The 11,042-nt window shown below is 60.3% G+C and carries 9 protein-coding genes; 4 read left to right on the forward strand and 5 right to left on the reverse strand.

Features of this window, described 5'->3' with window-relative positions; genetic code table 11:
- A partial coding sequence (locus NJC38_RS28595) for a transposase (protein WP_253118140.1) occupies positions 1 to 326 on the forward strand: 326 nt, incomplete at its 5' end.
- A 13-nt stretch (positions 327 to 339) separates the two neighbouring features.
- On the opposite strand, the gene NJC38_RS28600 is transcribed toward NJC38_RS28595, so the two are convergent.
- Positions 340 to 825, reverse strand: a complete 486-nt coding sequence (locus NJC38_RS28600) for an acyl-CoA thioesterase (protein ID WP_045485497.1) — start codon at positions 823 to 825, stop codon at positions 340 to 342.
- A gap of 292 nt (positions 826 to 1,117) precedes the next feature.
- Here NJC38_RS28600 and NJC38_RS28605 point away from each other — a divergent pair, with 292 nt between their 5' ends.
- On the forward strand, positions 1,118 to 2,881 hold the full coding sequence (locus tag NJC38_RS28605) for a cation:proton antiporter (RefSeq protein WP_045485499.1): 1,764 nt from the start codon (positions 1,118 to 1,120) through the stop codon (positions 2,879 to 2,881).
- A 26-nt stretch (positions 2,882 to 2,907) separates the two neighbouring features.
- On the opposite strand, the gene NJC38_RS28610 is transcribed toward NJC38_RS28605, so the two are convergent.
- From NJC38_RS28610 to uvrD, 3 genes are all read right to left on the reverse strand, one after another.
- The gene (locus tag NJC38_RS28610) at positions 2,908 to 3,315 is read right to left on the reverse strand and encodes an SMI1/KNR4 family protein (protein ID WP_045485500.1); all 408 of its coding nucleotides are present in this window, start codon (positions 3,313 to 3,315) and stop codon (positions 2,908 to 2,910) included.
- 133 nt (positions 3,316 to 3,448) lie between these two features.
- On the reverse strand, positions 3,449 to 4,294 hold the full coding sequence (locus tag NJC38_RS28615; RefSeq protein ID WP_253118141.1) for a TIM44-like domain-containing protein: 846 nt from the start codon (positions 4,292 to 4,294) through the stop codon (positions 3,449 to 3,451).
- A gap of 185 nt (positions 4,295 to 4,479) precedes the next feature.
- Positions 4,480 to 6,663 carry a DNA helicase II gene (gene uvrD, locus NJC38_RS28620; protein WP_253118142.1) on the reverse strand — a complete coding sequence of 728 codons (2,184 nt, stop codon included), beginning with the start codon at positions 6,661 to 6,663 and terminating at the stop codon, positions 4,480 to 4,482.
- A 248-nt stretch (positions 6,664 to 6,911) separates the two neighbouring features.
- Here uvrD and NJC38_RS28625 point away from each other — a divergent pair, with 248 nt between their 5' ends.
- The gene (locus NJC38_RS28625; protein WP_253118143.1) at positions 6,912 to 9,404 is read left to right on the forward strand and encodes an EAL domain-containing protein; all 2,493 of its coding nucleotides are present in this window, start codon (positions 6,912 to 6,914) and stop codon (positions 9,402 to 9,404) included.
- A gap of 147 nt (positions 9,405 to 9,551) precedes the next feature.
- On the forward strand, positions 9,552 to 10,418 hold the full coding sequence (gene hexR / locus NJC38_RS28630; protein ID WP_045485504.1) for a transcriptional regulator HexR: 867 nt from the start codon (positions 9,552 to 9,554) through the stop codon (positions 10,416 to 10,418).
- An 88-nt stretch (positions 10,419 to 10,506) separates the two neighbouring features.
- Here hexR and NJC38_RS28635 read toward each other — a convergent pair whose 3' ends face one another.
- Positions 10,507 to 10,824 carry a hypothetical protein gene (locus NJC38_RS28635; protein ID WP_253118144.1) on the reverse strand — a complete coding sequence of 106 codons (318 nt, stop codon included), beginning with the start codon at positions 10,822 to 10,824 and terminating at the stop codon, positions 10,507 to 10,509.
- Between the last annotated feature and the right edge of the window lie 218 nt (positions 10,825 to 11,042).

The raw sequence follows: 11,042 nt of genomic DNA on the forward strand, positions 1-11,042 counted from the left end.
GCGATGTGAACTCACTGAAACTCGCGAAAACCAGGATGGCCAAGTCGGTGCTGGACGCCGGCTGGGGCCAATTGAAAACCATGCTGGAATACAAATGCGATCACGCAGGCACGGTTTTCAAGGTTGTTAGCGAGAGAAACACCACCCAAACCTGTTCGAGCTGCAAGCAATTGCCGGACTCGAGGCCGAGAGGTATCGCAGGGCTTGGAATAAGGGAATGGACTTGTTGTGGGTGCGGTGCCACCCACGACCGCGACGTCAACGCCGCAAAGAACATTCTCGCGCTCGGGCATGAGCGTCCAATTGTGGGAATCCCGGCCCTTTAGGGCGGGGAGGATGTCAAAGCGCCTCTTCCTTGATTTCCTGATAGCGCTTTTCCAGTTCCTGACGCAGTTGACGACGATGCTGGGCCTGCATGAAGCGGCGGCGGGCATCCGGGGTCTGCGGCTCCAGCGGCGGGACGCGCACCGGTTTGCGATTGTCATCAATCGCGACCATGGTAAAGAAGCAACTGTTGCTATGGCGTACCGAGCGCTCGCGGATATTTTCGGTGACCACCTTGATCCCCACTTCCATGGAGGTATTACCGGTGTAGTTCACCGAGGCCAGAAAGGTCACCAGCTCACCGACATGCACCGGCTCGCGAAAGATCACCTGGTCCACCGACAGGGTCACCACATAACTGCCAGCGTAGCGTGCGGCGCAGGCATAGGCGACTTCGTCCAGGTACTTGAGCAGGGTGCCGCCGTGCACATTGCCAGAGAAGTTGGCCATGTCCGGGGTCATCAATACGGTCATCGTCAGTTGCGCGTTTCCAGGTTCCATTGCTGATTCTCACGGTCAAGGTAGGGAGAAGACGCCTATGCTGGCATTTGCTGATGCGTGCAGATAACGCGACGCCTGGCGAGTATTTTACGTCACGCGCGGTAACCGATCTGTTTCCATATATTGCACCGGCTTTATGGCAAAGGGTGCAGTGTTACTCTGCAAAAACCCTTGCACAGGGTTTTCCCCAGACCTATACCCAATTGACGACGTTGCCGGTCACCTGACCTTGCCTGCGCTATGGACCATGCGTGCAAGCGGCAGCGCCATTATTTAAGGAGCCACACCCGCCATGCATGCTGTTGACTTCATCCAGGATCTGGCAGTGATCATGCTGGTGGCCGGGGTGGTGACGATTGTCTTTCACCGCCTCAAGCAGCCGGTGGTACTGGGCTACATCGTCGCCGGCTTTCTGATCGGGCCGCATACGCCGCCGGTTGGTCTGATCCACGACGAACACACGATCAAGATTCTTGCCGAACTGGGGGTGATCTTCCTGATGTTCTGCCTGGGCCTTGAGTTCAGCCTGCGCAAGCTGTTCAAGGTCGGTGCGACGGCGTTCATCGCGGCGTTTCTGGAAATCTTCCTGATGATCTGGCTCGGTTACGAGATTGGCCAGTATTTCGGCTGGGGAACCATGGATTCGCTGTTCCTGGGGGCGATTCTGGCGATTTCCTCGACGACCATCATCGTCAAGGCGCTCAACGACCTGAAGATGAAGAACCAGCATTTTGCCCAGTTGATCTTTGGCGTGCTGATCGTCGAAGACATTCTGGGGATCGGCATCATCGCGTTGCTGTCGGGTATCGCGGTCAGCGGTGCGGTCAGTTCCGGCGAGGTGTTCTCCACGGTCGGCAAGCTGTCGCTGTTCATGATCGTTGCCTTGGTCGTCGGCATCCTGCTGGTGCCGCGTCTGCTGGCCTATGTAGCACGCTTTGAAAGCGACGAAATGCTACTGATCACCGTACTGGGCCTGTGCTTCGGCTTCTGCCTGCTGGTTGTACGGCTGGAATACAGCATGGTGCTGGGCGCGTTCCTGATCGGCGCGATCATGGCCGAGTCGCGCCAACTGTTGAAAATCGAGCGCTTGATCGAGCCGATTCGTGACATGTTCAGTGCCATTTTCTTCGTTGCTATCGGCCTGATGATTGATCCGGCGATTCTCATCGAATACGCCTGGCCGATTGTGGTGATCACCCTGGCGGTGGTGCTGGGCAAGATGATCTCCTGCGGTCTGGGGGCGTTCATTGCCGGTAACGATGGCCGCACGTCGCTGCGCGTCGGCATGGGGCTTTCACAGATTGGCGAGTTTTCGTTCATCATCGCCGGGCTGGGCATGACCTTGCAGGTGACCAGCGACTTTCTCTATCCGGTGGCCGTGGCGGTGTCGGTTATCACCACCTTGCTGACGCCGTACCTGATCCGCGCGGCTGATCCTTTGTCGATCAAGCTGGCCGGTGTGGTGCCGCGTCGTGTCGGGCGGGTCTTCACCATGTACGGCGAGTGGCTGCGCAGCATCCAGCCGCAGGGTCAGAGCGCAATGCTGGCGTCGATGATCCGCAGGATTCTGCTGCAGGTCGGTGTCAACCTGGCGCTGGTGGTGGCGATCTTCTTCAGCGGCGGTTATTTCGCCGGCCGCATCGGCGCTTACATGAGCGATTGGGTGGCCGATGTCGGGCATCAGAAGGCCTGGATCTGTGGCGCGGCGCTGCTGTTGTCGCTGCCGTTCCTGATCGCCGCCTACCGCAAGCTCAAGGCGCTGTCGATGCTGCTGGCCGAAATGGGCGTGAAGCCGGACAAGGCCGGCCGTCACACCGAGCGGGTGCGCAAGATCGTGGCTGAAGTGATTCCGCTGTTGTCGCTGGTGGTCATCTTCGTCCTGCTGGCCGCATTGTCAGCCAGCATTCTGCCAACCCTGGAGCTGCTGGTGGTCATCCTGCTGGTTGCGGCGGTGGTCGCCGCAGTGCTATGGCGCTGGTTTATCCGTGTGCATTCACGGATGCAGATTGCCCTGCTGGAAACCCTGGGCAATAACCAGGACACCCCAGGGCATTGACCTTGCGCGCGGGTCTGGCTGGAAACTCAGCTTTCCAGCCAGACGTCGCGGGCCCAGTGCCAGACCGATTCCCAGCTCTCCTCGGTGACGATTTCTTCTTCGCCAGACCACAGCACCACGGTGCCGTCTTCTTCAACGCAGTAATAGTCGTCGCCATCCTGGCACAGCGGCACCAGATCGCGCTCGACACCGGCATCCCAGGCATTGGCTGCCACGTCGGGCAGGTAGGTGTGCGATTGCGGGTCGGTCACGGTGACCGGCTCAAGGCTGCCGTAGACCACATCGCTGACCTGCAGCAAAAACTCCCGCAAGCCAAATGGCATGTTGATCAGCAGTTCTTCCTCGATTTCGACCAGCAGGTCTTCGTCGGGCAGTTCAAGCCGCACCGGAACCGGCTCGTTCTGTTCACGCAATTGTTCGATGACTTCTTCCACGGCATGGATCCTCTGAGCTAGATGGCGCGGGTTATACAGTAGCCGAAAGCCGCTTTCAAAATAACTATCCGAACGGGTAACAAAAAACCCCGGAACGAGTCCGGGGTTTCGATCACACAAGGGCGCCGGTAGTTCAGCCGTTCTGGCGAATACCTGCAACCAGCCATGGTTGGTTTTCACCTGGCGCGCGTTCCATGTTCCAGCTTTCGCTAAAGGCTTCGCCCTTGTCGAAACGCGAGTTCTTGGACACGCCGTGGAAGGTCAGGGTGGCGATGGTGCGGTCGGCACGGTCATCCACACCGTCAAGTTGAACCTGCAGGTCGTCGATGTAGGTGGACTGGAAGCCGTCACCCTGTTCGGCACGTTCGCGTTTCAGGAATTGCAGCATGTTCGGGGTGACGAACTCGGCAATCTTGTCCATCTCGTTGGCGTCCCAGTGTTGCTGCAAGGCCTGGAAGTGCTGACGGGCGGCTTCCAGGAAGCGCTCTTCGTTGAACCAGGCAGGCGCATTGATCGCCGGGGTTGCAGCGGGCGCAGCCGACGAACCGAAGATCGGAGCGTTGTTCGGCTGAACGGTTTCACGCTGGTAGGGCGCACCGGCACCCGCCATGCTCGCTTGTTGCTGCTGGGCGCGGCGACGGGCGATGAAGCGGAAGATCAGGAAGGCGATCAGGCCGATGATCAGGAAGTCGAACAGCTGCATGCCGTCGAAGCCGTCACCCATGAACATGGCGGCCAGCATGCCACCGGCGGCGATGCCTGCCAGCGGGCCGAGCCAGCGCGATGCGCCGCTGGCCGCAGGGGTTGGACGGGCAGCAGCGTTAGGGGCCGCAGCCGGGGTGGCTGGAGTGGCCTGGCGCGATTGATGAACCGGTGCCGAGCCGCTGCTCTTGCCGCCGCCGAAACGTGCGGCGTTGGCATCCAGGCTCAGCGTCAGGCTGAGGCACAAGGCCATGGCGATGCTGAAAAAGCGTTGCATAAGGGGATTCCCGTTTTTATGAATTGCACGCGCGCAATGGTGCACAGGGTGCAGGCCATTGGCTAGTGAAGGTATGTTTCGAGCTTTTGCATGAAGCTGAAAGCGGCACTGAAGACACCGCATACCGTAGGAGCGGCTTTAGCCGCGAAGGCTTCGCGGCTAAAGCTGCTCCTACGGGGGGCGTGTCAAATCGCTTCGAGCTTGGCGTAGCCCATCATCAGCCACTTGCTGCCTTCGGCGAAGTTGACCTGCACCCGGGCCTGGGCGCCGGCGCCTTCGAAGTTGAGGATCACGCCTTCACCAAATACCGCGTGTTTGACCTGCTGGCCCAGGCTGAACTGGGTTTCCGGGATGCCGGTACCGCTGAACAGGCTGCTGTTGTTGACCTTTGGGGTGCCGCCGAACGGCCGGCTGACGCTGTTGGACAGGCGTACTTCCTGGATCAGCCCGGTCGGGATCTCGCGTACGAAACGCGACACCTTGTTGTAGGTCTCACTGCCGTACAGGCGGCGGGTTTCGGCGTAGGTCATGACCAGTTGCTGCATGGCCCGGGTGATACCGACATAGGCCAGGCGCCGCTCTTCTTCCAGGCGCCCCGGCTCTTCGAGGCTCATCTTGTGCGGAAACAGGCCTTCTTCCATGCCCACCAGAAACACGTGGGGGAATTCCAGGCCTTTGGCGCTGTGCAGGGTCATCAACTGAATGCTGTCTTCGTGCTCATCGGCCTGGGCGTCGCCGGCTTCCAGCGAGGCGTGGCTGAGGAAGGCCGCCAGCGGCGACAGGTCTTCTTCGTTTTCGCTGTTTTCGAAAGCGCGGGCGGCGCTGACCAGTTCCTCAAGGTTTTCTACCCTGGCCTGGCCTTTTTCGCCCTTTTCCTGCAGATGGTAGTCGATCAGCCCCGATTGCTCGATGACGGTCTGGGTCATCAGGTGCAGCGGCATGTCCATGACCTTGGCGGCCAGGTTGTCGATCAGCTCGACAAAACCGTTGAGGGCGCTGGCAGCGCGGCCGGTCAGGCCCTTGTTGGCTACCAGCAGGCACATGGCTTCCCACATGGAGACGCTGCTGTGCCGGGCATGTTCGCGGATGGCCTCGACAGTCTTCTCGCCGATGCCGCGGGCCGGCACGTTGATGACCCGCTCCAGCGCGGCATCGTTGCCACGGCCTTCGAGCAAGCGCAGGTAGGCCATGGCGTTTTTGATTTCGGCGCGTTCGAAGAAGCGCTGGCCGCCATAGATACGGTACGGAATCCGTTCGCGCAGCAGCGCTTCTTCAAGCACCCGGGACTGGGCGTTGGAGCGATACAGGATGGCGATATCGCTACGCGACAGGCCGCTCTTGAGCGCGCTCTCGATGGTCTCGACCACATAGCGTGCTTCGTCGTGTTCGTTGAAGGCCGCATACAGGCTGATCAGTTCGCCATCGCCGCCGTCGGTCCACAGCTCTTTGCCCAGGCGTCCACTGTTATTGACGATCAGGCCGTTGGCCGCCTTGAGAATGCTGGCGGTGGAGCGGTAGTTCTGCTCCAGGCGGATGACTTCGGCGTCGGGGAAGTCTGAAGAATACTGCTGGATGTTCTCGATGCGTGCGCCGCGCCAGCCGTAGATCGACTGATCGTCGTCGCCGACCACCATCAGGCTGTCGCCGCCCTTGGCCAGCAAGCGCAGCCAAGCGTACTGCACGGCGTTGGTGTCCTGGAACTCGTCGACCAGCACATGCCGGAAACGGCGCTGATAGTGTTCCAGCAGGCCGGGATGGTCACGCCACAGGTCCAGGGCACGCAGCAGCAGTTCGGAGAAGTCGATGACCCCGGCGCGCTGGCAGGCGATCTCGTAGGTCTCATAGATGCTGCGCATGGTCATCAGGAACAGATCGCCACTGGCCTGAATGTGTTGTGGGCGCAGGCCTTCGTCTTTCTGGCCGTTGATGAACCATTGAGCCTGGCGGGCCGGCCATTTCTGCTCATCCAGCCCCAGCTCACGGATTACCCGCTTGACCAGACGCTGCTGGTCGTCGCTGTCGAGAATCTGGAAGGTCTGGACCAGGCCGGCTTCCTGCCAGTGCGCGCGCAGCAGGCGATGGGCCAGGCCGTGGAAGGTGCCGACCCACATACCGGCCGGGCTGATGCCCATCAGTTGCTCGATGCGGTGACGCATCTCGGCGGCGGCCTTGTTGGTGAAGGTCACCGACAGGATCGAGTGCGTCGAGGCCTGCTCGACCTGCATCAGCCAGGCGATACGGTGCACCAGGACGCGGGTTTTGCCGGAGCCAGCGCCAGCCAGGACCAACTGACGACCCATGGGCGCGGCTACTGCCTGGCGCTGGGCGTCGTTGAGGGAATTGAGCAAAAGGGAGAGGTCATCATGCATGGGCGACATTCTAGGGTTTGCATTGATGCCGGGCAAACCATGCGTGCACCCATGGATATAAAAAGTCTGGGTCAGCAAACGATTGCGCGCTGGCGCAGCGCCGGTATCAAGGCCGCAACCTGTCTGGCTCAAGGTTGTCAGAGAAATAAGGCGATAATTTTTCTACACTCAGGCTGTTTGGACTTGCCGAGTGCTTGTGTATGCTCCGCACACGCTCAAGGCACCCTAATATCAACAAGAATGACGCCATGACTCTCCGCTTCAGTCCGCACGATCCCTTTGGCACGCGTCGTCGGGACATCCGCCAGCAGTTTGCCCCGCACCTTGAGGTCGAGCGCACCCGGCTGCTCTATCAAGGCTCGCTGCTGCCCACGCTGTGTATGTTCATCAATGGCCTGATCTGCGCCTGGCTGTTATGGAGCCCGCAGCGCGACTGGCAGGTGGGTATCTGGCTGGTCTGGCTGGTGGCTCTGGTCGGCTTGCGCATCGTGCAGGTCACCGCGTTTCATGCCGCAGCGCCTGAGCGTCAGGCGCTGCCAGCCTGGCGGCACCGGTTTTTGCTCGGCGCGCTGGTCAGCGGCCTGACCCTGGCTTGCGCGGCGATGCTGCTGGTGCCGGTGGACAATTTCGAACAGCAAGCCTGGGTGTTCGGCATGATCGGCGTGGCGACCCTGTCGGCCAGTGTCGCTTATGCAGTGAGCCTTTCGGCGTTCTTCACGTTCAGCCTGTCTTGCCTGCTGCCGCCGATCATCTACCTGTTCTGGGGCACAGATGTGCCCAATCGTGGCTGGGGCTGGCTGGGGCTGGTGGTGTTGCTGGCGCTGATCGTGGTGGTGGTGCAGATCAATCGTCTGGTCCGGCGCAGCCTGATCCAGCGCTTTCAGAATCAGGCCCTGATCGAGCATTTGCAGCAGGCTCAGAGCCGCAGCGAACAGCTCAATGAAGAGCTGGCCAGAGAAATCGAACAACGCCGCCAGGCCGAGCGCAGTTTGCGCAAGGCTCAGGCCGGTCTGCAGAATCGTGTCGAACAGCGCACCCGGGAGCTGGAGCAGGCTCGCCAGGCGTTGAGCAAGAGCCCGCCGCCCCTGGCGGCGACGGTATTTGCCTCGGCCAACGAAGGCATTGTCATCTTCGACCCCGAGTACCGGATTCTGACCATCAACCAGGCATTCAGCCGGGTTTCGGGTTACAGCCAGGAAGACCTGGTCGGCCGTAAGGTCACCGATATCGCCAGCAGCCGCGATGCCCGGCGCTACTTCCCGGCCATTCATCAGGCGCTGGAAGAAACCGGCCATTGGCAGGGCGAGTTGGTAGAAGCGCGCAAGAACGGCGAACTGTACCCGCAATGGTTGCAGTTGAGCCTGGTGCGTGATGCTGCGGGAACGGCCAGTCACATTGTCGGCTTCTTTACCGACCTGTCATTCAAGCGTGAATCCGAAGAGCGTCTGCGCTACCTGGCGCACTTCGACGAACTGACCGGTCTGGCGAATCGCTCGCTATTTAAAGAACGCCTCAACCAGGCTTGCCAGCGAGTACGCCAGGGCTCGCGCAGTCTGGCCTTGCTGCACATCGATCTGGACCGCTTCAAGCTGCTTAACGACAGCCTGGGTCATGAAGTGGCCGACCAGTTGCTGCAGCACATCGCCCGGCGGCTGAGCAGCGCCTTGCCGGAAGCCGACACCATTGCGCGGCTGTCTGGCGATGAGTTTGCCGTGTTGTTCGATACTTATGCCAACCTCTCCAGCCTGGCGCGGGTCACTACCCGGATGCTCAACAAACTGCATGCGCCGGTACTGGTGGCCGGCCACGAGCTGGTAATCAGTGCCTCGGTAGGTATCAGCCTGCTGTCGGATTCGGCGCGCGATGTCAGCGCTTTGGTCAATCAGGCCAATATGGCCATGAAGCATGCCAAGCATCTGGGCGGCAATAACTTCCAGTTCTTCACCGAGAGTTTGCAGGCCAGCACGCTGGAACGCCTGCAAATGGAAATCCAGCTGCGCAAAGCCATCGAAGAGCAGCAGTTGCGGGTCTTTTACCAGCCCAGATTGTGCCTGAGCAGCGGACGCCTGGATGCCGCTGAGGCGCTGGTGCGCTGGCTGCATCCGGAGCGCGGCATGGTGCCGCCCGGCGAATTCATCGGCCTTGCCGAAGAAACCGGGCTGATCGGTGCGATTGGCGAGTTCGTGCTGCGCCAGGCCTGCCGGCAAGCCTGTGAGTGGGAGCGTATGGGGCTGGAGCCGATCCGGGTGTCGGTCAACCTGTCGGTGTATCAGTTGCGCCAGGGCAAGCTGGTCAGTCTGGTGCGTCAGGTGCTCGAAGAAACCGGGCTGGACCCGCACCGCCTGGAATTGGAGCTGACCGAGAGCCAGTTGCTCGACAGCGTGGAATACATCATCGCCACCTTCCAGCAACTGCGCGGGCTGGGGGTGAAGCTGGCGATCGATGATTTCGGCACCGGTTATTCGTCGCTGAGTTACCTCAAGCGCTTCCCGGTGGACTACGTGAAGATCGACCAGACCTTCATTCGCGGTCTGGATGAAGGCTCCGGTGATGCGGCGATCATTCAGGCGATCATCGCCATGGCCCACAGTCTGGGCCTGAAAGTAGTGGCCGAAGGGGTCGAAGAGCAAACCCAGCTTGAGTTTCTCAAGCAGCAGGGCTGCAACGAAGTGCAGGGCTATCTGATCAGCAGGCCGGTAGAGGCGCAGGTGCTGGCAGAAAAGCTGCGGGGTACGGACTGACTGACGATTCGGTGCGGGGCGGTTATCGCGTTGCACGCTCTGATGTTTGTTTGGAAGTGCCCTTTAGCTGGGCGTCCGGCGGCTCATGTAGTATAACTACAAGCCAGCTACACACCTGCCACCGCACCTTCTGATCGAGTCTTTCCTGTGAATCTGCTGCAACACATCACCCAGTCCCGCAACCTGCTGCGCAAGTCGGAACTCAAAGTCGCCGATCATGTGCTGCTTGATCCTGCGGCCGTGATGCACAGCTCCATGGCCGATCTCGCGCACAGCGTGGGTATCAGTGAGCCGACCATCGTGCGCTTCTGTCGCGCCATTGGCTGCACCGGCTTTCAGGATCTGAAGCTCAAGCTCGCGCAAAGCCTGGCGGCGGGTGCCAGTTTCGGTCAGTTCGCGATCAATGAAAACGACTCGGTCGCCGACTACAGCCTGAAGATTTTCGACACGACCCTGCACACCCTGATGGAAGTGCGTGAGAGTCTTGATTCCCAGGCTGTGCAGTTGGCGGTGACCGCCATGGCTGGCGCCAATCGGGTCGAATTCTACGGTTTCGGCGCTTCCGGCGCGGTGGCGGCTGATGCCCAGCACAAGTTCTTCCGCTTGCTGCTCAATGCTGCGGCCTACTCCGACCCGCACATGCAGGCCATGTCGGCGGTGACGCTCAAACCCGGTGATGTAGCGGTGTGCATTTCTCAGTCGGGGCGCTCCAAGGACCTGCTGATCAGCGCCAACATGGTTCGCGAAAGTGGCGCCACGCTGATCACCCTGTGCCCCAGCCAGACCCCGCTGGCCGAGCTGTCGACCATCAACCTGGCGATCGATGTGCATGAAGACACCGAGATTTACACGCCACTGACCTCGCGCATTGCGCACCTGGTGGTCATTGATGTGTTGGCCATGGGCGTGGCCATGGCCCGCGGCCCAAGCCTGGTCAATCACCTCAAGAGCGTCAAGCGCAGCTTGCGCAGCCTGCGGCTGTCGCCCAAGTCGATCAAGAATCACGACGACTGATCCGCGTTTTTCCTGGGCTGGTGTGTTCCGGGCATGGCGAGCGCCAGCGAACACAAGGATCGCTGGCCAATCACGCTGGCGGGTTAAATCAGGCTGCCGGCTGAATACCGCTGATGCTCAGGATGACCTCGCCTCTATGGTAGACAGACACGCTTTGGTAGCTGATCAGGTCGAACACCGAGAAACTCACGGGTTTGTCGAGCGCAGTGGTGTCGCCAAAGACGGGCTCGCCGGTCAACTGCAGGTCCAGTTGAAGGTGGGTGGGTGAACGATCTGCTGCCTGGATCAGGACCGGCTCATAGGCAGCGCTCGGCACAGTGACCATTGCTGACACCTTGACCTCACGCTTGTTGGTGGCCGCTGTTTTGTCGAACCGGATATTCCAGTTTTTGGTTTGAATAGTCATTTGAGTCTTCCTTGGGTGGACATTTTTTAGCGAAGAGATCATCGCCGAAGGGCACGAAGATCGAGGCTGGTTTGGACCGAGGATTGCCTAGGGAAACTCCGAACAAGTTGCCCATCAGCCGGAAATGGACGGCTTGAGGATGCCGAAAGGCCCGATTTTCAGCCGCTGATTATTAGATAACCAAGGCAACGCCTTGGTTATCTGCCCTCACGGGCGCA

It is taken from the genome of Pseudomonas sp. 21LCFQ010 (genome assembly GCF_024129905.1).
Classification (GTDB): domain Bacteria; phylum Pseudomonadota; class Gammaproteobacteria; order Pseudomonadales; family Pseudomonadaceae; genus Aquipseudomonas.

Bases quoted from the DNA above. Each gene is read 5' to 3' on its own strand.
- NJC38_RS28615 (WP_253118141.1), bottom strand. From the start codon at position 4,294: ATGCAACGCTTTTTCAGCATCGCCATGGCCTTGTGCCTCAGCCTGACG.
- NJC38_RS28600 (WP_045485497.1), bottom strand. From the start codon at position 825: ATGGAACCTGGAAACGCGCAACTGACGATGACCGTATTGATGACCCCG.
- NJC38_RS28625 (WP_253118143.1), top strand. From the start codon at position 6,912: ATGACTCTCCGCTTCAGTCCGCACGATCCCTTTGGCACGCGTCGTCGG.
- NJC38_RS28605 (WP_045485499.1), top strand. From the start codon at position 1,118: ATGCATGCTGTTGACTTCATCCAGGATCTGGCAGTGATCATGCTGGTG.
- NJC38_RS28635 (WP_253118144.1), bottom strand. From the start codon at position 10,824: ATGACTATTCAAACCAAAAACTGGAATATCCGGTTCGACAAAACAGCG.
- uvrD (WP_253118142.1), bottom strand. From the start codon at position 6,663: ATGCATGATGACCTCTCCCTTTTGCTCAATTCCCTCAACGACGCCCAG.